Origin of the sequence: Mycobacterium sp. 852002-10029_SCH5224772 (assembly GCF_001667315.1) — a bacterium.
In the GTDB taxonomy this organism is placed as follows: Bacteria; Actinomycetota; Actinomycetes; order Mycobacteriales; family Mycobacteriaceae; genus Mycobacterium.
On the sequence record NZ_LZHT01000014.1, the window covers coordinates 68,348 to 90,970 of the forward strand.

Annotated in this window: 25 protein-coding genes; 12 read left to right on the forward strand and 13 right to left on the reverse strand. The window is 66.6% G+C overall.

Annotated elements, in window-relative coordinates:
- Positions 1-57: 57 nt before the first annotated feature.
- Positions 58-1,317 (reverse strand): alpha-hydroxy acid oxidase, encoded by a 1,260-nt coding sequence (locus A5775_RS04465; RefSeq protein WP_067248189.1) that lies wholly within the window; start codon positions 1,315-1,317, stop codon positions 58-60.
- Positions 1,318-1,336: 19 nt separating this feature from the next.
- Between A5775_RS04465 and A5775_RS04470 the strand changes: the two genes are divergently transcribed.
- On the forward strand, positions 1,337-1,774 hold the full coding sequence (locus A5775_RS04470) for a DUF1810 domain-containing protein (protein WP_067248192.1): 438 nt from the start codon (positions 1,337-1,339) through the stop codon (positions 1,772-1,774).
- A 20-nt stretch (positions 1,775-1,794) separates the two neighbouring features.
- On the opposite strand, the gene A5775_RS04475 is transcribed toward A5775_RS04470, so the two are convergent.
- From A5775_RS04475 to A5775_RS04485, 3 genes are read right to left on the reverse strand one after another with little or no spacing between them, the layout of a single operon-like run.
- Positions 1,795-3,123: an alpha-amylase family glycosyl hydrolase gene (locus tag A5775_RS04475; protein WP_067248195.1), complete on the reverse strand. Its 1,329-nt coding sequence runs from the start codon at positions 3,121-3,123 to the stop codon at positions 1,795-1,797.
- A gap of 10 nt (positions 3,124-3,133) precedes the next feature.
- The gene (locus A5775_RS04480; RefSeq protein ID WP_067248198.1) at positions 3,134-3,670 is read right to left on the reverse strand and encodes an alkyl hydroperoxide reductase; all 537 of its coding nucleotides are present in this window, start codon (positions 3,668-3,670) and stop codon (positions 3,134-3,136) included.
- Positions 3,671-3,709: 39 nt separating this feature from the next.
- A complete protein-coding gene (locus A5775_RS04485) occupies positions 3,710-4,297 on the reverse strand; it encodes a peroxiredoxin (protein ID WP_067248201.1) in 588 nt (195 codons plus the stop codon).
- 102 nt (positions 4,298-4,399) lie between these two features.
- Between A5775_RS04485 and A5775_RS04490 the strand changes: the two genes are divergently transcribed.
- The 4 genes from A5775_RS04490 to A5775_RS04505 are packed head-to-tail and all read left to right on the forward strand — an operon-like array spanning position 4,400 to position 7,294.
- Positions 4,400-5,335, forward strand: coding sequence for a hydrogen peroxide-inducible genes activator (locus tag A5775_RS04490; RefSeq protein ID WP_067248204.1), 936 nt, complete (start codon positions 4,400-4,402; stop codon positions 5,333-5,335).
- A 36-nt stretch (positions 5,336-5,371) separates the two neighbouring features.
- Entirely contained in the window at positions 5,372-6,073 is a 702-nt protein-coding gene (locus A5775_RS04495; protein WP_067248208.1) for an EthD domain-containing protein, read from the forward strand.
- Positions 6,074-6,082: 9 nt separating this feature from the next.
- A complete protein-coding gene (locus tag A5775_RS04500; RefSeq protein WP_067248211.1) occupies positions 6,083-6,526 on the forward strand; it encodes a PPOX class F420-dependent oxidoreductase in 444 nt (147 codons plus the stop codon).
- Between the two features lie 18 nt (positions 6,527-6,544).
- A complete protein-coding gene (locus tag A5775_RS04505) occupies positions 6,545-7,294 on the forward strand; it encodes an enoyl-CoA hydratase/isomerase family protein (RefSeq protein ID WP_067248215.1) in 750 nt (249 codons plus the stop codon).
- Positions 7,295-7,309: 15 nt separating this feature from the next.
- Here A5775_RS04505 and A5775_RS04510 read toward each other — a convergent pair whose 3' ends face one another.
- Complete coding sequence (locus A5775_RS04510; RefSeq protein WP_064934839.1) at positions 7,310-7,495, reverse strand: bacterioferritin-associated ferredoxin; 186 nt, start codon at positions 7,493-7,495, stop codon at positions 7,310-7,312.
- A 333-nt stretch (positions 7,496-7,828) separates the two neighbouring features.
- On the opposite strand from A5775_RS04510, the gene bfr reads away from it, so the two are divergent.
- The 6 genes from bfr to A5775_RS04540 all read left to right on the forward strand — a co-directional run bounded on the left by bfr (position 7,829) and on the right by A5775_RS04540 (position 14,524).
- Positions 7,829-8,308, forward strand: coding sequence for a bacterioferritin (gene bfr / locus A5775_RS04515; protein ID WP_067248307.1), 480 nt, complete (start codon positions 7,829-7,831; stop codon positions 8,306-8,308).
- Between the two features lie 36 nt (positions 8,309-8,344).
- Positions 8,345-10,417: an MDR family MFS transporter gene (locus A5775_RS04520; protein WP_067248219.1), complete on the forward strand. Its 2,073-nt coding sequence runs from the start codon at positions 8,345-8,347 to the stop codon at positions 10,415-10,417.
- A gap of 65 nt (positions 10,418-10,482) precedes the next feature.
- A complete protein-coding gene (locus A5775_RS04525) occupies positions 10,483-10,977 on the forward strand; it encodes a carboxymuconolactone decarboxylase family protein (protein WP_067248223.1) in 495 nt (164 codons plus the stop codon).
- A gap of 111 nt (positions 10,978-11,088) precedes the next feature.
- A complete protein-coding gene (locus A5775_RS04530) occupies positions 11,089-11,970 on the forward strand; it encodes a TIGR03854 family LLM class F420-dependent oxidoreductase (RefSeq protein WP_067248227.1) in 882 nt (293 codons plus the stop codon).
- Positions 11,971-12,035: 65 nt separating this feature from the next.
- A complete protein-coding gene (locus A5775_RS04535) occupies positions 12,036-13,388 on the forward strand; it encodes a glutamine synthetase family protein (protein ID WP_067248311.1) in 1,353 nt (450 codons plus the stop codon).
- Positions 13,389-13,399: 11 nt separating this feature from the next.
- Entirely contained in the window at positions 13,400-14,524 is a 1,125-nt protein-coding gene (locus tag A5775_RS04540) for an amidohydrolase family protein (RefSeq protein WP_067248315.1), read from the forward strand.
- A 423-nt stretch (positions 14,525-14,947) separates the two neighbouring features.
- On the opposite strand, the gene A5775_RS04545 is transcribed toward A5775_RS04540, so the two are convergent.
- From A5775_RS04545 to ag85B, 8 genes are all read right to left on the reverse strand, one after another.
- Positions 14,948-15,391 (reverse strand): limonene-1,2-epoxide hydrolase family protein, encoded by a 444-nt coding sequence (locus A5775_RS04545; protein WP_067248230.1) that lies wholly within the window; start codon positions 15,389-15,391, stop codon positions 14,948-14,950.
- Between the two features lie 87 nt (positions 15,392-15,478).
- The gene (locus tag A5775_RS04550) at positions 15,479-16,801 is read right to left on the reverse strand and encodes a cytochrome P450 (RefSeq protein ID WP_067248233.1); all 1,323 of its coding nucleotides are present in this window, start codon (positions 16,799-16,801) and stop codon (positions 15,479-15,481) included.
- A 55-nt stretch (positions 16,802-16,856) separates the two neighbouring features.
- Entirely contained in the window at positions 16,857-17,279 is a 423-nt protein-coding gene (locus A5775_RS04555) for a lipoprotein LpqH (RefSeq protein WP_067248236.1), read from the reverse strand.
- Positions 17,280-17,291: 12 nt separating this feature from the next.
- Positions 17,292-18,125 carry an SDR family oxidoreductase gene (locus A5775_RS04560; RefSeq protein WP_067248239.1) on the reverse strand — a complete coding sequence of 278 codons (834 nt, stop codon included), beginning with the start codon at positions 18,123-18,125 and terminating at the stop codon, positions 17,292-17,294.
- Positions 18,122-18,601 (reverse strand): SRPBCC family protein, encoded by a 480-nt coding sequence (locus A5775_RS04565; RefSeq protein ID WP_197512352.1) that lies wholly within the window; start codon positions 18,599-18,601, stop codon positions 18,122-18,124. Before A5775_RS04565 ends, A5775_RS04560 begins: the two co-directional genes overlap by 4 nt.
- A gap of 35 nt (positions 18,602-18,636) precedes the next feature.
- Positions 18,637-19,074, reverse strand: a complete 438-nt coding sequence (rpfC, locus tag A5775_RS04570; protein WP_067248246.1) for a resuscitation-promoting factor RpfC — start codon at positions 19,072-19,074, stop codon at positions 18,637-18,639.
- 105 nt (positions 19,075-19,179) lie between these two features.
- Positions 19,180-19,752, reverse strand: a complete 573-nt coding sequence (locus tag A5775_RS04575) for a chorismate mutase (protein WP_067248250.1) — start codon at positions 19,750-19,752, stop codon at positions 19,180-19,182.
- 91 nt (positions 19,753-19,843) lie between these two features.
- Positions 19,844-20,836, reverse strand: a complete 993-nt coding sequence (gene ag85B / locus A5775_RS04580; RefSeq protein ID WP_067248254.1) for a diacylglycerol acyltransferase/mycolyltransferase Ag85B — start codon at positions 20,834-20,836, stop codon at positions 19,844-19,846.
- A gap of 637 nt (positions 20,837-21,473) precedes the next feature.
- Here ag85B and A5775_RS04585 point away from each other — a divergent pair.
- Complete coding sequence (locus tag A5775_RS04585) at positions 21,474-22,613, forward strand: hypothetical protein (protein ID WP_067248257.1); 1,140 nt, start codon at positions 21,474-21,476, stop codon at positions 22,611-22,613.
- The last annotated feature ends 10 nt before the right edge of the window (positions 22,614-22,623 follow it).

Genomic DNA, 22,623 nt, shown 5'->3' on the forward strand with positions numbered 1-22,623 from the left:
CCGGCTACCGCGAGTGTGCGGCCAGCCTCACACGGGCCCGCGAGTGTGCGGTCAGCGTCACACCGGCGGCACGGGGCCCAGTCGCTTCATTTGCGTGACGTGCTGGGGCGAGAGCTCCTCGAGGCATGTGACGCCGAGCAGGCGCATCGTGCGGGTCACGCCCTCGCGCAGGATGTCGATCGCGCGGCTCACCCCGGCCTCGCCGCCGGCCATCAGGCCGTACAGATAGGCCCGCCCGACCAGCGTGCACCGGGCCCCGAGCGCGATCGCCGCGACGATGTCGGCGCCCGACATGATCCCGGTGTCCACCAGGATCTCGGTGTGCTGACCCAGCTCGCGTGCCACCGTGGGCAACAGGTGGAAGGGCACCGGGGCCCGGTCCAGCTGGCGCCCGCCGTGATTGGACAACACGATGCCGTCGACGCCGCGGTCGACGACCGCGCGGGCATCCTCAAGCGTCTGAATCCCTTTCACGACGAGCTTGCCGGGCCACTGCTCCTTGATCCACTCCAAGTCATCGAAGGTCAGGCTCGGGTCGAACATCGTGCTCAGATACTCGGCGACCGTGCCGGGCCAGCGGTCCAGCGACGCAAACGCCAATGGCTCGGTGGTCAACAGATCGAACCACCACTTCGGGTGCGGCACGGCGTCCAGAACGGTGCGTAGCGTCAGCGTGGGCGGGATGGTCATGCCGTTGCGGTTATCGCGCAGCCGCGCGCCGGAGACGGGAACGTCGACGGTGGCCAGCAGCGTGTCGAAGCCGGCGTCGGCGGCGCGTTTCACCAGCTCCATCGAACGCTCGCGGTCGCGCCACATGTAGAGCTGAAACCACTTGCGGCCCTGCGGGACGGCGGTGACCAGATCCTCGATCGCGCAGGTGCCCAGCGTGGACAGGGAGAACGGGATCCCCGCGCGGGCCGCCGCGTGCGCGCCGGCGATTTCGCCCTCGGTGTGCATCAACCGGGTGAAACCGGTGGGCGCGATCGCGAACGGCAACACGACCGGCTGGCCCAGCACGTTCCAGCCGGCGGTGACGTTGCTGACGTCACGCAGGATCATCGGATGAAATTCGATGTCGCGGAAGGCTTGTCGAGCGCGCTCGAGGGACAGCTCGTCTTCGGCCGCGCCGTCGGTGTAGTCGAACGCCGCCTTGGGAGTGCGCCGCTTCGCGATGCGCCGCAAGTCCTCGATGGTGTAGGCCGCGGCGAGGCGCCGCTTGGTCGTGTTGAGCTCGGGCCGTTTGAATTGCATTAGCGGCGCGAGGTCGCGCACTTTGGGCACTCGTCGGTGGACTGCCTTTCGCCTTTCGAGTTCCATAATGTGCAACCGTAGTCACGTGACATCGGCAGGCGACCCCTTCGATCTCCAGCGTTTTGTGGACGCCCAGGCTCCGGTCTACGGCAACGTCGTCGCCGAACTGCGCGACGGACGCAAGCGCAGTCACTGGATGTGGTTTGTCTTCCCGCAGCTGCGCGGGCTGGGCGGCAGCCCGACCGCGGTCCACTACGGCATCTCCTCGCTGGACGAAGCTCGCGCGTACCTGCGCCACGAGCTGCTGGGGCCGCGGCTGCGCGAATGCGCCCGGCTGGTCACCGCGGTGCAAGGGCGATCGGTCGGGCAGATTTTCGGTTCGCCGGACGATCTCAAGCTGTGCTCGTCGATGACGCTGTTCGCCCGCGCCACCGAGGCCAACGACGACTTTGTCGCGGTCCTCGAGAAGTATTACGACGGCCGCCAGGACCGGCTGACGGTGGCGCGGCTACCCGCGCCGTAGGCGGCGCCCTGAAACCGGGTCTAGACCGGACTCAGGATCCGCCAGCCCCGAGCCTCGACGACGACGGTGTCCAGCACCTCCGGCGGCGGGGCCGCCGACCCGCCGATCACCTGCGCGAGTCCCGTGCCCAGCTCTGACAACGAAACCTGCAGCGGGGCGTCGTCGATGTTGAGCACCACCAGCAAGGCGTCCTCGCCGTTGCGTGTCTCGTAGACGTAGTGCCGGTTTTCCAACCGCAGCGCGGTGGTGGATGCCGCGTGCAGCCAGGGGTGGCGCCGGCGCAGCCCGACCAGGTACTGGTGCAGCCCCCAGATCTCGACGCCGAAGTCATCGAGTTGCAGTGGCGGAGAGCCGAATTCGGGACGAACCGCATCGTCACCGCCGAACCGTTCTTCCTTGACGCCGCGGAACCCGAGCTCGTCGCCGGCGTAGACGCTGGGCACCCCGCCGATGGTGAGCAGCAGCACCAGCGCATGGGCGACGTGCGCGGGGTTTTCGAGCCGGCTGGCGATGCGGGTGACGTCGTGATTGCCGATGAACGTCAGCGGCGCGTAGCGGCTCAGAAAGTCGTTGTGGCGCTGCAGCGCCCAGTCCAATTCGAAGAAGTTGGCGTCGTTGAGGCTGCTCCAGATCGCCTTCCACAACTCGTATTGGGTGGCCGAGTCGAACGTGGCGGCCTCGACGACCGCTGCATAGTCGCCGTGGATGAGCTCGCCGACGAACCAGGCGTCCGGATACCGCTCGCGCACCCGTGGCAATGTCGAGGCCCAGAAGTGTTGTGGTACGGCGTAAGCCGCGTCGAGGCGCCAGCCGTCGGCGCCACGCCCCAACCAGTGCGCCATCACCTCGACGGTGTAGTCGACGACGTCGGGGGTGTCGTGGTTGAGGGTGATCAGCCCGTCGTGCCCCTCGAACGTGTGGAAGCGTCCGGGGCGCCCGCGAAACCAGCGCGCGGCGGCGGCGTCATCGGCCGCCTGGCGGTGGCGCGGGAAATCCACCCCGACGTGGTTGAACACGCCGTCGAGCAGGACCCGCAGGCCGCGACGGTGCGCTTCGGCGACGAGATGGTCGAAATCGGCGTCGTCACCGAGTCGCGGATCGATGCGGTAGTGGTCGGTGGTGTCGTAACCGTGTGTGCGCGAGGCGAAGATCGGGCCCAGTGCAATACCGGATGCCCCGAGTTCGATCGCGTGCTCCAACCAGTCGACGAGCCGCCGCAGCCGGTGTTCCTCCGGTTGCGGCGGCTCGTGTGACTGCGGTACGGGGTAGGCGCCCACGAACCCCAGGGGATAGACCTGCCACCAGATCACGTGCTGAACCCAGTCGGGTCCCGACACGGCGCTGGTCACGACGGCACGATCAGCCGACCGCCGCCAGCGTCTGGGACGCGACAATCGCTTGGGCCACGCCCGAAACGATCGCCGCGGCCTTCAGCGCCTCCTGGATGGTTTCCCGGCTGACACCGGCCTCGCGCAGCGTGTGCTCGTGGGAGGCCACGCAGTCCGGGCATCCGTTGATCGACGACACCGCGAAGCACCAGAGCTCGAAGTTCGCCTTCTCCACGCCGGGATTGGCGATGATGTTCATCCGCAATCCCGCGCGCAGGTCGTCGTACTTGCCGTCGAGGAAGCCCCGGCCACGGTAGAACACGTTGTTCATTGCCATGACCGATGCGGCTCCCAGCGCCGCATTGTAGGCCTCGGCGGACAGGGTGTCGGCCGCCTCGGCGCCAATCTCGCTGAGCACCTGCGTATTCCGGGTCGCAGCGGCGCTCGCCAACAGCGTGCCCCACAGCTGCTCCTCGTTGAGCTCGGTCGTACGAGTGATCGAGCCCAGGTTGAGCTTGAGGTCCTTGGCGTACTCCGGCAACGCTTCTTTGAGATTCTCGACGCTCATTTCGCCTCCTAATCAAACCCTAGGGGATCGGCGCGTGGATCAGGCCGACTGCCTGAGCAGCTCGCCGGCGTCCAGCGTCGGGTCGCCCTTGCGCCAGTTGCACGCGCACAGCTCGTCGGACTGCAATGCGTCCAGAACGCGCAGCACCTCTTCGACGTTGCGGCCCACCGAGCCGGCGGTGACCGAAACGAACTGGATCTCGTTGTTGGGGTCGACGAGGAAGGTCGCCCGGTCGGCAACACCGTCGGCGTTGAGCACGCCGGTGGCCAGGCTCAGCTCACGCTTGATGTCCGAGAGCATCGGGAAGGGCAACTTCTTGAGGTCCTCGTGCTGCGCACGCCAATTGAAGTGCACGAACTCGCTGTCGATCGACACGCCCAGAACCTGCGCGTCGCGGTCGGCGAATTCGTCGTTGAGCTTGCCGAAGGCGGCAATCTCGGTGGGGCACACGAAGGTGAAGTCTTTCGGCCAGAAGAACACCACGCGCCACTTGCCGGCGTGGTCCTCGTCGGTGATGGTGGTGAAGTAGTCGTCGGGCTGTTTGGCGTCGACTTTGGACAGATCGCCCGCGATCAACGCGGTGAGCTCATACTCGGGGAACTGGTCGCCGATGGTCAGCAGAGGCATGTCCGCTCCTTTTTTGGATTTACTCAAGATTAGTGTTCTTCCACCATGTTCCCGCGTAGTCTTGTTGAAGTAAAGGTGATATTTCCCACTACACTTATAAGTATGTCCGATAAGACTTATCAGCCAACGATCGCCGGTCTTCGCGCGTTTGTCGCGGTGGCCGAGAAGCGTCAATTCAGCAGCGCCGCAACAGCTCTCGGCGTCAGCCAGTCGACCTTGTCGCAGGCCCTCTCGGCGCTGGAGGCGGGCCTGGGCGCCCAGCTCGTCGAGCGCTCGACACGGCGTGTCTTCTTGACGCCCCAGGGCACGGAATTGTTGCCGCGCGCCCAGGCCGTCGTCGAGGCGGCCGACGCGTTCAGCGCCGCCGCGGTGGGCGCGTCCGATCCGTTGCGGGCCGACCTGCGACTGGGGCTGATTCCCACCGTGGCGCCCTACGTGCTGCCGACCGTGCTGGCCGGGATCGCCGAGCAACTACCGGGGCTGACGCTGCGGGTGACGGAAGACCAGACCGAGCGGCTGTTGGCGGTCTTGCGCGCGGGGGCGTTGGATGCGGCGTTGATCGCCCTGCCCGCCGAGACCGCCGGAATCAGCGCAATCCCCATCTATGACGAAGATTTCGTTCTCGCCTTGCCCCCCGGCCATCCGCTGGCGGGCAAGCGCCGCGTTCCGGCGACCGCGCTGGCCGATCTGCCGTTGCTGCTGCTGGACGAGGGGCACTGCCTGCGCGATCAAGCGCTGGACGTCTGCAACAAGGCAGGGGTGCGGGTGGACCTGGCCGACACCCGGGCCGCGTCGCTGGCGACCGCGGTGCAATGCGTGACCGGCGGTTTGGGTGTGACGTTGATTCCGCAGAGCGCGGTGCCCGTCGAGGCGTCCAGGAGCCGCCTGGGCCTGGCGCAGTTCGCGGCACCGCGCCCGGGTCGGCGGATAGGGTTGGTGTACCGCTCGTCGAGCGGTCGCGACGAGTCCTACCGTGAGCTGGCCGGGCTCATCGGGAAATTGATCAGCAGCCAGCACCCGGTCCGGCTGGTGAAGTAGACCTACCCGGCGGGCGCCCAACGGTAGGTTCAGCCTATGGAAAAGGTAATCGCCGTGCTCATGCGCGCCGACTCTGACGACGATTGGTGCGCCCGCCAGCGGGGGCCGGTTGCCGATGCGCTGCTGGAGTTGGGTGTGCCCGGACTGTCGGTCAATGTCCGTGATGACGCGGTGCGCCCGTCGTTGATGACTCTCACGACGCTGGACCCACCAGTCGCCGCGGTGGTGAGCATGTGGACCCAGCAGTGCTACGGCGCGCAAATGACGGCCGCGCTCGGGCTGCTCGCCCGGGAGTGTGAGCGGCTGGCCGCCTACCTGGTGACCGAATCGGTCCCACTGAGCGCCCCTACCGTCGAATCCGGTTCCCGCACACCGGGGTTGGCCAACATTGCGTTGCTGCGCCGGCCCGCGGGCATGGACCAGGCGACGTGGCTGACCCGTTGGCAGCGCGACCACACGCCGGTAGCCATCGAGACGCAGTCGACGTTCGGCTACACCCAGAATTGGGTGGTGCGCACGCTCACCCCGGACGCGCCGGGTATCGCCGGCATCGTCGAGGAGTTGTTCCCGGCGGAGGCGATCACCGACCTGCAGGCGTTCTTCGGAGCCGCCGACCACGACGATCTGCAACATCGGTTAGGGCGAATGGTGGCCAGCACGACGGCATTCGGCGCCAACGAGAACATCGACACCGTGCCGACGAGCCGCTACGTCATCAGCACGCCGTTCAGGGAGTGAGGACTTCGGATGACAACATTGCACGAGGCCGTGGGATTGGCCGCGGCGGAAACCGGGCTGGCGGTGGTGTCCACGGTGCGCGGCGACGCGACAGTGCAGGCATCGCTGGTCAACGTGGGGCTGCTGTCGCACCCGGCGAATGGACAACCGGTGCTGGGGTTTACCACTTACGGCAGGGTCAAACTGGCCAACCTGCGGGCCCGGCCACAAGTGGCCATCACCTTTCGCGACGGCTGGCAGTGGGCGACCGTCGAGGGCCGCGCGGAGCTGATCGGTCCCGACGACACCCAGCCCTGGCTGACGGATCCCGATCGGTTGCGATTGCTGCTGCGCGACGTGTTCACCGCCGCGGGCGGCACCCACGACAACTGGGACGAGTACGACCGGGTGATGGCTTCCGAGGGGCGCGCCGTGGTGCTGATCGCCCCAACCCGTGTCTACAGCAACGGCTAGCCTCGCTAGGCTGCTGGCGTGACGCTGCAGATCGACGACGACAACCGGGTACGCACCCTCACGCTGAACCGGCCGGAGGCGCTCAACGCCTTCAACGAGGCCCTCTACGACGCCACAGCCGAGGCGCTGCTGGCCGCCGCCGACGATCCCGAGGTGGCCGTCGTCCTGCTGACCGGTGCCGGTCGCGGGTTCAGCGCCGGTACCGATCTGGGCGAGATGCAAGCCCGCATCACCGACCCGGACTTCACTCCGGGCAAGCATGGCTTCATCGGACTCATCAACGCGCTCAGCGCGTTTCCCAAGCCGCTGATCTGCGCGGTGAACGGTGTGGGGGTGGGGATTGGTGCCACGATTCTCGGCTATGCCGACCTGACCTTCATGTCGTCCACGGCCCGCTTGAAGTGCCCGTTCACCAGCCTTGGCGTCGCGCCAGAGGCGGCGTCGTCCTATCTGCTGCCGCAGCTGGTGGGTCGGCAGAACGCCGCCTGGCTGCTGATGTCGTCCGAATGGGTCGAGGCCGGTGAGGCGTTGCGGATGGGTCTGGTCTGGCGGGTGTGCGAGCCGGACGAGCTGCTGCCCCAGGCCCGCCACCATGCCGAAATCCTTGCCTCCCGGCCGATCTCGAGCTTGATGGCCGTCAAACACACGATGATGGAACCGGTCCGCCCCGAGATCGCGGCGGCCACTGCGCGAGAAAACGCGCACTTCGCCGAGCTCATGGGCGCGCAAGCGAACGCGGCCGCGCTGGCCGATTTCAATAAGGGCTGAGGCGGCGCGCCGGCGTCAGGCCGACGGCGCCGTCTCCAACTTCGCCGAGTCGGCGAGGATCGCCCGCAGTGTGCGCCGGCAGCGACCGCAGTCGCCGCCCGCCCCGCACGCGGCGGCGATTTCTTTGGAGGTCGATGCACCCTGCGCGACGACGTCGCACACGGTCTGGCTGGTCGCCCCGACGCACAGGCACACGTACATCAGCGCACCCCCTGCATGTAGGCGTTCCCTTCGTCGAAGCCATGCGACCCGATGTCAGCCCCGCGCCTGCTCTCCCGGGTACCGGAGCGCCCGGACGGAAGTGCTGAACAAACATGCCGCATATTAGTGGAGTCTAACCTAACTTGATTAGTGAAGTCTAACCTAACAACGGGGTGATTAGACTATCTCCGCAACGCACTGAGTGCAGCCAAACCTTGCTAGAACATTTGCGGCGGCCGTGGCAAAGTGCTGCTACAGCCCAGGTTTGTGCGCTCCAGCCCAGCGCACCAGCCGCGGCCGAACATGACAGCCGCAGACACCGTAGGAGTGAAAATGCAAGGGGATCCGGAAGTTTTGCGTCTACTCAACGAACAGTTGACCAGCGAGCTCACCGCGATCAACCAATACTTCCTGCATTCCAAGATGCAGGACAACTGGGGTTTCACCGAGTTAGCTGAGCACACCCGTGCCGAGTCCTTCGACGAGATGCGGCACGCCGAGGCGATCACCGACCGCATCCTGCTGCTCGACGGGCTGCCGAACTACCAGCGCCTCTTCTCGCTGCGTATCGGCCAGACCTTGCGTGAGCAGTTCGAGGCCGACCTGGCCATCGAATACGAGGTGATGGACCGGCTCAAGCCGGCCATCGTCCTATGCCGCGACAAGCAGGACTCCACCACCGCCACCCTTTTCGAAGACATCGTGGCCGACGAGGAAAAGCACATCGACTACCTCGAGACGCAGCTGGAGTTGATGGACAAGCTGGGCGTAGAGCTGTACTCGGCGCAGTGTGTCGCGCGGCCACCCAGCTGACCCGACCAGCGGCGACGTAGGTAACCTCGGGCTGGCATGACGAGCCCGAGAGCAGCGGTTACCCAGGCGACCCCGGCCGCGAGTTCCGCGGCCAGCGGCGAGCTGATCAGTCCGCAACGGCGCAATCTGATCTTCGTCGCGATCGTGCTCGGCATGCTGCTCGCCGCGCTGGACCAGACGATCGTCGCGACGGCCCTGCCGACGATCGTGGCCGACTTGGGCGACGCCGGACATCAGTCCTGGGTCGTCACCAGCTATCTGCTCGCATCGACCGTCGTCACTGCGCTGGCCGGCAAGCTGGGGGACCTGTACGGCCGCAAGCGGGTGTTCCAGGCGGCCATCGTTTTCTTCGTCATCGGATCGGTGTTGTGCGGGCTGTCCCAATCGATGGCCATGCTGGTGGGATCGCGTGCCCTGCAAGGGATCGGCGGCGGCGCCATCACCGTCACCGCCAGCGCGCTGATCGGCGAGGTCGTTCCGCTGCGGGAGCGGGGGCGATACCAGGGCATCCTCGGAGCGGTCTTCGGCGTCACGACCGTCATCGGTCCCTTGCTCGGCGGCTACTTCACCGACTACCTCACCTGGCGGTGGGCGTTCTGGGTCAACGTGCCGATCTCGGTGGTCGTGATTTTCGTTGCCGCCGCGGCGATTCCGGCGCTGGCCGCATCCACCAGGCCGATCATTGACTACGCCGGAATAACGTTCGTCGGCCTCGGCGCGGCGGGCCTGACGCTGGCGACCAGCTGGGGCGGCACGCTGTATCCGTGGGGGTCGCCGGCGATCATCGGCCTGTTCGTCGGCGCCGCGGTGGCGCTGGGCGTTTTCGTGGTGGTGGAACGGCGCGCCACCGAGCCGATCTTGCCGATCCGGCTGTTCTCCAGCCCAGTGTTCACCGTATGCTGCGTGCTGTCCTTCGTCGTGGGCTTTGCGATGCTGGGCGCGCTGACGTTCCTGCCCACCTATATGCAGTACGTCAACGGCGTTTCGGCGACCACCTCGGGACTGCGCACGCTGCCCATGGTGGCGGGGATGCTGGTCACCTCGACCGGCAGCGGCACCCTGGTCGGCCGCACCGGCCGCTACAAGATCTTTCCGGTGGCCGGCACCGCGCTGATGGCGCTGGCGTTTCTGCTGATGGCTCGGATGGAGCCGTCCACGTCCGCCCTGATCCAGTCGCTGTACCTGCTCATCCTGGGTGCCGGCATCGGATTGTCCATGCAGGTGCTGGTTCTCATCGTGCAAAACACGTCGGACTTCGAAGACCTCGGTGTCGCCACGTCGGGGGTGACGTTCTTCCGCACCATCGGAAGTTCGTTCGGCGCGGCGATATTCGGCTCGCTGTTCGTGAACTTCCTCGACCGCCGCATCGGTGCGGCCCTGGCGGCCGGCGGCATCCCACCCAGCGCGGTCAGTTCGCCGGGAGCCCTACACCGGCAGCCCCATGACGTGGCCGCGCCCATCGTGGCGGCCTACGCCGAATCGCTCACCGAGGTTTTCCTCTGGGCCGCCCCGGTCGCCGTGGTCGGCTTCGTGCTGGCGCTGTTCCTGCGTGAGGTTCCGCTGCGGGATATCCACGACAGCACAGTCGATCTCGGCGACGCGTTTGGCATGCCCACGACCGAGACACCGGAACAGATGCTGGAGAACGCGATCGCGCGGATGTTGCGCGGCGAAACCGGCATGCGGTTGCGCAGCATCGCGATGCGACCCGATTGCCGGCTCGACGTCGCCGCGCTGTGGGGAGTTTTGCGCATCAATCGCTACACGCAGATGTACGGAGCCGCTCGTCTCACCGACATGGCCGACTATCACCGGATACCGTTCGAGGTTCTCGAGCCCACCTTCTCGCGCCTGACGGCCAGCGGTTACGCGCGAAGCGACGGCGAACAAATGTGGCTCACACCGGCCGGCGCCCAGCAAGTCGGCTATGTGCACTCGCTGCTGGTCGCCTGGCTCGTCGACAAGCTCGCCCGCTCGCCGGGCTTCGAGGGCCGGCCGGACCGGCGCGCGGTGCAGGCCGCGCTCGAACGCGTCGCGCATCGGGTTCTCGCCCAACGCGATTGGCATGACGAAACGCCGGCCGTGGCTAGCGACTCGACCGGTCGCTAACCGGTGGCGCCCCCCGTTTCCCGGCAACCGCGACCCAGGCCGTTAGGCGGGCGTACCATCACGCCATGAGCCGAATCGGAACATTTGCTGACGACGACCTGGCCGGCTGGTTCGCGAAGTCTCCGCACATCGGCGGCGCGCTCGGCGCCGTCAGCCAGGCGGTGTACACCAAGAACCGGTTACCGTTGCGCACTCGCGAATTGGCGCGCGCCGTGATCGCCCACCGCAACCAATGCGTCGTCTGCGTCAACACCCGCGACGAAGACGGACCCGCCGCGGGCGTCGATGAAGAGTTGTACGACCACGTCCAAGACTGGCGCACCTGGCCCGGCTACAGCGACCAGGAGCGACTCGCGGCCGAGTTCGCCGACCGTTTCGCCACCGATCACACCGCCCTGCGTGACGACGAAGACTTCTGGAGCCGCTGCGCCGTGCACTTCTCCGATGAATTGCTGGCCGACCTCGCGCTGTCCTGCGCGTTGTGGGTGGGCATGGGTCGGGTGTTGCGGACCCTCGACATCGGCCAGGCCTGCAAGCTGACCATTCCAAGCCGCGTATAGCGGTTTCCCGCGCTTCGACGTCCGGGCAGCCGGCGATGACACGCGCTGCGGGCACAAACGGCGCCAGCGCGGTGTTGCGCAACGGGTGAGGCAACGCAGAGGGAGACGCCGGTGAAAGTTCGCTTCGGCGTCGGGCTGGGTGCGGACACCGCCCCGGATCAGCTGGCCGCCGTCGTCGATCATCTCGAGGCCAACGGCGTGGACTCACTGTGGTTTTCCGAGCTGGTGTACTCCCCGGCGGTCGATCCGATGGTCGGGATGGCCTACGCACTGGCCCGGACGACCCGGTTGAAGGTGGGCACCTCGGTGGCCGTGCTGCCGGGGCGTCATCCGGTGCTGGTCGCCAAGCAATTGGCGTCGTTGGCGGCCCTCGCCCCGAAGCGGGTCCTTCCGGTGTTCGGTCTGCGTTCGGCGATTCCGGCCGAGCGCGAGGTGTTCGTGGTTCCCGACGGCCAGCGGGCGGCGGTCTTCGACGAGTCGCTGCGGGTGCTGCGCTCGGCGTTGGACGAGGATTCGGCCACGTTCACGGGCCACTACTTCACCGTCACCGGTGCGGCGGTCGCGCCGAGGCCGGCACCGCCGCTGGACATCTGGTTGGGCGGGTCGGCGCCGGCGGCGTTTCGGCGCATCGGCGCGCTGGGCGACGGCTGGCTGGGTAGCTTCCTCACCCCGGCGGAGGCCAGGGCCGGGCGTGAGGCGATCGAGCGGGCCGCGGCGCGGGCCGGCCGGCACATCGAACCCGACCACTTCGGGATCTCGTTGGCCGTCGCCGACGGCGACCTGCCCGCGGAATTGGCCGCAGCGGCCCGCAAGCGCCGCCCGGACCTCGACCCCGGTGAGCTGATCGCCGCCGGGTGGGATCGGCTGCACCGCCAACTGGACGCGTACCTCGAGGCCGGGTTGACGAAATTCGTCATCCGGCCGGCCGGTAGGGCACCAATGGGCGGGTTCCTCGATCGGTTCGTCGCCGAACTCGTCGGCCGCCAGAACTGATCGATCACGCGGGCAGCGGCACGGTTTGCCCTACCCGGGCACCGCGAGGCTGCAGAATGACTGCCATGACCGGCACACCGCTTGCCGCCGCGGCGATTGCCCAACTGGAGGCCGAGGGCGTCGACACGGTCATCGGAACCGTCGTCAATCCCGCCGGCCTCACCCTGGCCAAGGCGGTTCCGATCCGGCAGACCGCCACGTTCGCGGATCCCGGTCTGGGCGCCAGCCCTTCCTGGCACGCGTTCGCCATCGACCAGACCGGGATCGCGTTCACCGCCGATGTGGGTGTGGTGGGGGACCAACGTCTTCGTATCGACCTGTCGGCGTTGCGCGTCGTCGGCGACGGCCTGGCATGGGCGCCTGCCGCGTTTTTCGAACAAGACGGCACACCCGTATCCACCTGCGGCCGGGGAACGCTGCGACGAGTCGAGACCGCGCTCGCCGAAGCCGGCATCGATGCGGCCGTAGGCCACGAAATCGAGTTCCTGCTGGTCGCCCCCGACGGTGGGAGGCTGCCGTCGACGCTGTGGGCGCCGTACGGCGTGGCCGGTCTGCTGGAGCACGAAGCGTTCGTCCGGGATGTGATCGGTTCGGCGACGGAGGCCGGCATCGCGCTCGAACAGTTCCATGCCGAGTACGGCGCCAACCAGTTCGAGATCTCGCTGCCGCCGCAACCCGCGGTGGCCGGCGCCGATCAGCTGATACTGATGCGGCTCATCGTCGGCCGCGCGGCGCGCCGCCACGGCCTTCGCATCAGCTTGTCGCCCGCACCGTTTGCCGGCAGCGTCGGATCCGGTGCCCACCAACATTTTTCGCTGACCACACCGGGCGGTCCACTGTTCTCGGGCGGCACCGGCGCCGGCGGCATGACGCCGACGGGGGAGAGCGCGGTGGCGGGGGTGGTTCGCGGCCTGCCGGAAGCCCAGGGCGTGCTGTGCGGATCGATTGTGTCGGGCCTGCGGATGCGCCCCGGTAACTGGGCCGGCGCTTACACGTGCTGGGGTACCGAAAACCGCGAGGCCGCAGTGCGATTCGTCACCGGCGGACCCGCGAGCCCGCGCGGCGGGAATGTCGAGGTCAAGGTCGTCGACCCCTCGGCCAACCCGTACCTGGCATCAGCGGCCATCCTGGGGCTCGCGCTGGATGGAATCACATCCCAGGCCACGCTGCCGCCCGAGGTCACGGTCGACCCGGCGGTGCTGTCCGATGCCGACCGTGAGCGCGACGGCATTGTGCGGCTGACCGATTCGCAGGCCGAGGCGATTGCTGCGCTCGATGCTTCACAGCGGATGCGGTGCATCCTGGGCGATCAGGCGGTCGACATGGTGGTCGCTGTTCGCCGACTCGAACACGAGGGCTACGGCGATGTGGACCCCGAGCAACTGGCGGACCAGTTCCGCATGGCCTGGAGCCTGTGACGGGGCCGAAGATGAGCGCCGATACCCGCGACCTGGCCGAGCACATCGGCGAGGTGTCGCTGATCGATCAACACGTCCACGGTTGTTGGTTGACGCCCGGCGAACGGCAACGCTTCGAGAACGCACTCAACGAGGCCAACACCGAGCCCCTCACCGGTTCGGGATTCGACTCACAACTCGGGTTCGCCGTGCGCGCTCACTGCGCCGCCGTCCTGGGACTGCCCAAACACGTCGATCCGCAGGCGTATTGGGAGCGTCGTCGCCAATTCGGCGAAGACGAATTGGCCCGCTTGTTCCTCTCGGCCGCCGGCGTCGGCGACTGGTTGGTGGACACCGGGATCGGAAGCGGCGGCGTCGCCGGGGTTGCGGGGATGGCTCGGTTATCCGGTGGCCGTGCGCACGAAATCGTGCGCCTCGAGGAGGTGGCCGAGCAGGCCGCGCACGCGCCGGGTGACTATGCGACGGCGTTCGAGGAGATCCTGCGCGGGCGCGCGGCCGACGCCGTTGGCACCAAATCGATCCTGGCCTACCGGGGCGGTTTCGAAGGCGACCTCAGTGAGCCCTCGACGACGGAGGTTGCCGAAGCGGCCGCCCGGTGGCGCGGCCTCGGCGGGACGCGGTTGCAGGATCGGGTCCTGCTGCGGTTCGGGTTGCACCAGGCGCTGCGACTCGGCAAGCCATTGCAGTTCCATGTCGGGTACGGCGATCGTGATTGCGACCTGCACAAGGCCAATCCGCTCCTGCTGCTTGACTTTCTGCGCCAGTCGGCCGACGTCCCGATCGTGCTGTTGCACTGTTATCCCTACGAGCGGGAGGCCGGCTATCTGGCCCAGGCGTTCAACAACGTCTATCTCGACGGCGGACTGAGCGTGAACCACCTGGGGGCGCGGTCGCCGGCGTTCCTCGCGCGACTGCTGGAGCTGGCGCCCTTTTCCAAGATCCTTTACTCGTCAGACGGATTCGGTCCCGCGGAACTGCATTTTCTCGGCGCGGTTCTGTGGCGGCGGGGCCTGCACCGAGTGCTATGCGAATTCGTCGATGTCGGTGACTGGAGCGAGGCCGACGCCATCCGGGTGGTCGATCTGATCGCCCGCGAGAACGCCGAGCGCATCTACAACCTCACGCCGCCCGGTTGACCAGCCATGAGATCCGATCCGGTACCAAGAATTTTCACAATTCCGATGTAACGAACCCTGTGGGCGCATAGGCTTGCAGAGACGGAATCGGGCAACGTCACCAAACTGAGGCAACAAGGAGGTTTGGGCACATGTTGTCCCGCGCTGCGGTCACCGCGACCGTCGTCACCGTCTCCGCAGTCTTGGTGCCTCCGGCCTACGCGTCACCCAGTGGGGGTCGTCATACCCCCAGTTCTGGTGACTGCCTGCCACATCCCCAACAGGGCGGCTTGTAGCCAAGCCCTACCGCAGTTTGTGCCGAGGGAATGCCGGAATGGTCTATGAGGGGTGGCCATGCCGGCATTCCACGGCGCCGCGTATCGAGTCGACGCATTGCGTTGCGCAGCAAGTCCAATCCGCGAGGGTTCCCCTGAAAGGGAAACGTCAGACGAGCGCCGACGCGTCGAACACCCAACTTGTATCGCCGGTCGCCAAAGCCTCGAAGTGGTTCGGGGGAGCGAAGGCCACCAGGCTGTTCATGTCCCAGTAGTCTTTCCAGACCGTGATCTTGCCGTCGACGACTTTGTGGACCGTCACGAACCGCAGCACACCCTGTTCCCCGGTCGCGAATGTCCATGTCTCAGAGTGCTCGTAGAGCACGTCGGAACCGTTGGACACCAGCACGCCGGGGTGGTTCTCGTAGCCCGCCAAGTGCTCGAGACCCATCTTGAGACGTTTGACGGTGTCCACCGGACCGCGGGCCGACAAGGCCGGAACCGGCATGTCGACGTAGAGGCAGTCGTCGGACAAAAATGTCGGGATCGCCTCCCAATCACGCCGCGAAAGGGCCTGCCACAGGCCATGGACGACATCCTCGACCGCGATCATAGATACCTCTGTCATACCGGCAAATAAACTCGGTTGCCGCGCCGGTGTCAACCATTGGGGCTCGACTCGCTCCTGAATCGCGATCGGTCAGCTTTCCGCGGCGGCCATCGACCGGGCCGGTCCCAGCGCCACCGGCAGTGACGACCATCCCCGCAGCACGCGGGTCTCGCGCCGGCTGCCGGCACCTGCGGCGCGCACCTCGGGGAAGCGGTCGAAGAAGGTCCGCAGACCCACTTCGCCTTCGGCGCGGGCCAGGGCCGCGCCGAGACAAAAATGCCGCCCGCCGGAGAAGGCGAGATGCCGTCCGGCGTTTGACCTTTCGATGTCGAAACGGTGCGGGGCATCGAACACGGCCGGATCCCGGTTCGCCGCAGCCAGATACACCAGCACCAGGTCGCCACGCGTGAGCTGTCGTCCCGCGATCTCGACGTCGCCCCGCGCGACCCGCGCGGTCAATTGCACCGGCGATTCCAGCCGCAGGATCTCTTCGACGGCATTGGGCCACAACTCAGGGCGTCGCCGTAGCGCCTCGAGGTGCTCGGGCGCGTCCAACAACATGCGAATCCCGTTGCCGAGCAGGTTCACCGTGGTCTCGAAGCCCGCCGCCAGCACCAGCCCGGCGATCGCCTGAAGCTCGTTCTCATTGAGATAGGTCTCCGCAGAGCCACTTTCGGCTGTCTGGATCATCTGGCTCATCAAATTGTCGCTGGGGTCCAGGCGCAGCCGGTGCAGATGTCCGGCGAGCCAGGCACTGAACCCGGCGATGCCTTCCTGCACGCTGCGGTACTGCCGCCACGGCAGTCCGATGTCAAGGCTCGGGGCGGCCAATTCGCCGAAGTTCAGGACGAGTGGCCGGTCCGACTCGGGCACGCCGAGGATCTCGCTGATGATCGAGACCGGAAGCTGTGAGCAATAGCGTCCGACGATGTCGACCACACCGGACTCGCCGGTCAACTGATCCAGCAGTTCGGCGGCGGTCTGCTCGACCCGGTCCCGCAGCGCGGCGACCGCCCTGGGCGTGAATACCGCCGACACGGCCTTGCGGTAGCGGGTGTGGTCGGGGGGCTCGACGGCCAGCAAGGACGGTGCGCGCAGCGGATGCAGCAGGTCGTCGCGGGTGCGGCGCTCCAGCCAGCGCAGCGGGGTGGGCAGATTCGATCCGAAGATCAGCACCCGGAAGTCGTCGGACCGCAGCAGCTCGTGGGCGAGCGCATGGTCGGCCGTCAGGTAGGCGACGCGGCCCTTCACCAGCTTGCCCCTGGCCCGGACCTCGTCGTAGAAGCGCACCGGATCGGCGGCTACCGCCGGGTCGGCGATCAACCGGGCCTGGACGTCGCCTCGGCGGGCGCCGAACGCCGCGGCGCCGCGGATGAAGCCGTGCATCGCGAACCAGTGCAGTCGTTGTTTCACTGGCCCTCCCTCGCTCAGGTGTCGGTACGAGCGTAGGCGTCGCGCATCGCGAGAGTCAGCACTGCGCGACGATTTTGAAGTCGGTGGTGACCACCTTGTTGGGGTTGCTGCTGTCGATGCCGTACGCGCTGCCGGTGATGGTGTACGCGTCATTGGTGAGGTCGACGTGCGCGTCTCCCACGCCGCCTTGCCAGAAGCTGCCCGTGAAGCCGTCGACGTTGCGAATCTTCACCCACTGCGGCATGACTCGGTACCCGCTGAGCAGCACCACCGCTTCGACGCCGCCGTCGTGGTCCGGAATTTTGATGGTCCGATACATCTGGTCTTGCCGGCAGGCCGGGGGACGTGTCGTGTGCGTGGCGCCGTCGATCGTCACACGGGCGGCCCGGCGAGGTGTCGTCTGCGCAGAGCTGCATCCCGCGACGCTGACGACGATCGCCGCCAGGACCAAAGCGACTGTGCCCACACGGTTTTGCACCAGCCGATCTCCTTACCGCCGCTTCGGCGTTAGCGCGGGTAGGGCCTTGACGATACTGCGTCGCACGAATTCCGGGCTCAGCCCCTTGAAAAAGTCAATCAAGCGAATACTCCTTGGCACATACCAATGCAGCCGCTTCTGATGGTGGTAGGCCCGCCACGCCGTTTCGGCCACGCTGCTGGCCGGCATCAACCGCAGCATGCCTTTTTTGGGCGCGGTGGCGCGCAGCTCCTCGGCCGTTCGCGGCGCGCCGCCGTCGTCGGAGTGGTTGGTCGTCGTGGTGAGGATGGCGGTGTCGATCAGACCGGGTAGCACGTCGGCGACGCGCACCCCGTGGCGCTGCCATTCCACGCTCAGCGCCTCGGTCAGCCCTTTGACCGCGTGCTTGGTCGACGAGTAGACAGCGAGGCGGGGCATTCCGTATGTCCCCGAGGAGGACGACGTCGAAAACATCATGCTGCCGGGGGTCTTCTTGAGGTACGGCAGCGCGCCGTAGGCGCCGGTCAGCACCGCTTTGTAGTTCACATCGACGAGGCGCATCGCGGCGTCATACGGCACGTCCTCGAACCACCCGGATTCGCCGATGCCGGCGTTGTTCCACATCATGTCGAGGCCACCACCGGTATTGCCGGCGCAGAAGTCGGCCAGGGCACCGTCCAGGGCCGCCTTGTCCGTCACGTCGACGGCCCGGGTCCACAACTGATCGCTACCCAGTTCTTCGTTGAGCGTGGCCAGGCCGTCCTCGTTGCGGTCCACCGCGCCCACTCGCCAACCCTTGGCGTGGAACAGCTTTGCGCCTTCGCGACCCATGCCGCTGCCCGCGCCGGTGATGAAGACCGATTTCACGACGCGTCAGCCTCGACCACATCTTTGATGCGATTCAGCGTCTTGGTCATATCGCGAACGTTGCGACGCTTGCGCAGAAAGCCACCGAACAACCAGTACACGCTGAGCCATGGCGCCGGGTTGAGCCGAAACGACTCGGTGACGTCCGTCCCGCCGCCGCTGGGCGCCAATCGGTAATGCCAGTTGTTGACCTCCCGGTCACCGAGCAGAACCGTAAAGCCGAATTCGCGACCCGGTTCGCACGCGGTGACCTTGCAGGTCGTCCAATACACCGGTCCCATCTCATTACGCCGGACGTGACCGCGGAATTTCGCGCCGAGCGCCGGGCCGGTCGCGTCGCCCAGCCACTCGGCTTCGAAAACTTCCGGGGAAAACCGTCCGGTGTTGCGCACGTCCGCGATGAGATCCCAGATCTTGGCCGCAGGCGCCGCCATGTGAACAGTCGCCGAACCTTCCATGGGCTGATCCAAACACAGCTTCGTGCTGGGTCATAGACCACACGGGCGTTTCATCAGCGCGGGATGGCCGCCTGGATCAGCCCGTTGAGGATCTGCTTGATGCCCTGGGCCGGGTGCGAGTACCAACCGATCGGCAGCCCGGACTGCGCGCCGCACTTCGGCCAGGGCTCCACGCCCTCTTGAGCGAAAACCCGGTTGGCCACGGCGATTTGCTGCTCCCTGGATGCGGTCGCCGGGTTGCCGACGCCGCCGTAGCGAGCCCAGGTGCCTGGTTTGAATTGCAGTCCACCGTAATTGCCGTTTCCGGTGTTGGCGTGCCAGTTGCCGCCAGATTCGCATTGAGCGATCGCGTCCCAGTTGGGAGCGGCATCCGCGCTCACCACACCCGTGGACGAAGCCATCGACGCTGCAACGAACCCGCCGACCGCTACGGACTTGACGAGAAGCCTGCAGAGACTCTTCATGTCAAGCTTTTCGGCGCGTGTGGCCAAAGCGTTACCTATTCGAAAATGGCGCGAGATATGCCTTCTATCTGCGGAAATCGCCTTATCGCCAGGCCAAATTAGCCGGTTAGAAAATGGTGAGGAAAAATTAAATTATTGCTGGCAATACGATTGAGTCGCTGACCACAGGGCGCGTTGGTAAAGGGCATCGAGCTGACGGCTTCCGATGACGTCGCTCCTCGCGGCATCGAGTTGCGGCCCGCACGCCGGCGAGTGCAGCACGTCCCAGTGGTCCGATATCTGAGTCAGCATCGCCTGGTTGAGGCCGTCGATCGCCGACCGCGACGCCGACAGGTCCGGCGAGTCGCCCGGGGCTTCTCCCGGATCCAGCTTCCAGTCCGCGAACCGGCTGTATTCGATGCCCTCCGTCGCGCCGATCTGGTCGCCGAAAACCCGGATGACGTAGGTGCGGTCGATGTGTGCGGCGACGGCCTCGTCGCCCAGCTTTGCCAACTCCTGACGAACGCGTATCGGGTCCTCAACGGCCCCATGCTTATTCCATTTATAAGCGGCCACCGGCTCGGCAACCTGTAACCGTTGCGCGGCGGTGTCGACCAACTGGGTCAGGGGGCTCACGCTGTCGGCGCGAGCCGGCACCGGCAACGCCACCAGGCCGGCGGCCACCACACCACAAAGCGGAACCAGGAACGGGCGGCTGCGGGGCATAACGACGATTCTGACGTGATCGCCGCCCCTTAACGCACTACTGCGCCTGACGGTGTTGTCGTCAAGCGCAGTAGTGGCCGTCGGGTGAGGGTTATCCGCCGCCGCCCGAGGAAGCGCCCAGAGCGCTCTGCAGGTCGGGCTTCATGGCGTTGAGCTGGGCTCCCCAGTACTCCCAGCTGTGTGTTCCGTTGGCGTTGAAGTTGAACACGGCGTTGTGGCCGCCGGCCGCGTTGTACGCGTCCTGGAACTTCAGGTTGCTGCTACGCACGAAGTTCTCCAGGAACTCGGCCGGCATGTTCGCCCCGCCCAGCTCCGACGGTGTGCCGTTACCGCAGTACACCCAGAGCCGGGTGTTGTTACCGACCAGCTGCGGGATTTGCAGGCTGGGGTCGTTGCGCTGCCAGGCCGGGTCGCTCGACGGGCCCCACATGGCGTCGGCCTTGTAACCGCCGGCATCTCCCATGGCCAAACCGATCAGCGACGGGCCCATGCCCTGGGACGGATCCAGCAGAGCCGACAGCGATCCGGCGTAGACGAACTGGTTGGGGTGGTTCACCGCCAGGATCATCGCCGAGGAGCCCGACATCGAGATACCGATCGCGGCGCTCCCGGTGGACTTGACACTCTTGTTGGAGGCCAGGTACTGCGGCAGTTCGCTGGTGAGGAACGTCTCCCACTTATAGGTCGAGCAGCCGGCCTTCCCACACGCCGGCTGGTACCAGTCGGCGTAAAAGCTGGACTGACCGCCGACCGGCATGATGACCGACAGGCCCGACTGGTAGTACCACTCGAACGCCGGGGTGTTGATGTCCCAGCCGTTGTAGTCGTCTTGAGCCCGCAGCCCGTCCAGCAGATAGACCGCGGGGGAGCCGTTGCCGCCGCTTTGGAACTGGACCTTGATGTCCTTGCCCATGCCCGCGGACGGCACCTGCAGGTATTCGACGGGCAGACCCGGACGCGAAAATGCGTTCGCGGTCGCCGCGCCGCCGGCAATACCGATCAGGCCCGGCAGGGTTACAGCCGTTGCTGCACCGACCAAAAGCCGGCGCCCCCAGGCCCGGACCTTATCGCTCAGATCTGTCATACCTGCCCCTTGTCGGATGTGGTCGATGTGATCACGGTCTCACGAGAATTTACCGTGTAAGTCCGTCAAATGTCGATTGGGACGCGAACGCGTCTCGCTTTTGTATCGCTTTAACCTCGCAATTTCGCCACCCGGGCATCCGAGCGGCGACGATCCGCGAGTACCCGCTCGACGCCCGCCTAACCCACCCTCTGCGGAAACTGCCAGGCAGCAGCCCCACGACCCGGTGGAGGGGACGCCGGAAGCCCGCGTGATCCGGCACGATTGAGAAAGCGCCGCAAATGAACCCGGACCGGTTTCGGCGTGACGCTCAGCGATCAACAACGTGTCGCGTCTTTGACCGTTTGACGGTGTGCCGTCGCTGCGCCGCGACACCGGAAATTATTCGCATCACCGAGAAAACGACGCCGTGTCCCGTGCCGTTCAACGACAAACCGGTTCGCCCGCGTGTCACGGGGCCAAGGACCGACCGGGGCAACCCGACTTGCGCCGAGCGCGTAGGCTCTGTCGAAGCAAGCCGATGAAGACCACGCTATCCCGGGTCGGTTCCGGCTCTCACGAACCTCCGCACCAGCGGTTTCATGGTGCGTGTCGGTGTGTTTGAGAGCCGAGGCGCGGGACCGATTGGGGCATAAATTTGGACACGGTACTTGGCCTGTCAGTGACGCCGACCGCCGTTGGGTGGGTCCTCGCTGAAGGACACGGCGCAGACGGGACCATCCTGGATCACCAGGAGTTGGCGCTGCGCGCCGGCCACGGCGTGCGCGCCGTAAGCACCGCGGAGCAAGTCGTCAGCGAGGTGTTGCGGGTCGACACCGCGGCGGCCGCGAGCGATCACCGCGTGCGTGTCATCGGAGTGACCTGGAACGACGAAGCATCCGCACAGGCCGCGCTGGTATTGGAGGCGTTGACCGACGCTGGTTTCGACAACGTCGTGACGGTCCGATTCCTCGAGGCCATCGAGACTTTGGCGCAGGCCATCGCGCCCGTGATCGGCTACGAACAAACAGCGGTCTGCATCCTCGACCAAGACATCACGACCGTCGTCATGGTCGACACCCACGACGGGGAAACCCAGACGGCGACCAAGCACGTGCGCGGCGGACTGGACGGCTTGACCCGGTGGCTGACCGGCATGTTCGACCGCACCGGATGGCAACCGGGCGGCGTTGTCGTCGTCGGCGCACACGACGACATCGACGGGTTTTCGTGGCAACTCGAAAAGGCCTTGCCCGTGCCCGTTTTCGTGCAATCAATGGCCCAGGTGACGATCGCGCGGGGCGCGGCGCTGTCCGCCGCTCGCAGCACCGAGTTCACCGACGAACAGCTGGTGGCGCACCGCAGCGAACCCGTCTCCTCAGCGCCCGCTCGGCAGCGACACTTGTCGTACGCCGGAGCCCTCACCGCGTTGGCCGCCGGTGCGGTCACCTTCGTCGGCTCGGTGTCACTCGCGGTGGGTATTCACGTGGGTCCGGCCAGCGCGCCCGCGCCAAAGCACACCACCCATTCGCCCACGCCGCAGGCGGCCGAGGCCGTCAAGGTACTCACGCCGCTTCCGGCGGTGCCGCCGGTCCAGCGGCCGCCCGCACCAGCCAAGCCGCCGGGCGGCGAGCCCGCCGCCGAGCAGGCCGCGCCGGAGGAGCAACCGGCCGCCGGCGACGAACGGCAACTGGATTCCGGTAACCAACAGCCCTACTTGACGCGGGTCCTCGAGCACATACCCGGCGACACCGCGGCCGATTCCGCGCCGCACCCGGCGACCGAGCCGCAGCCCTGATTTCAACCGC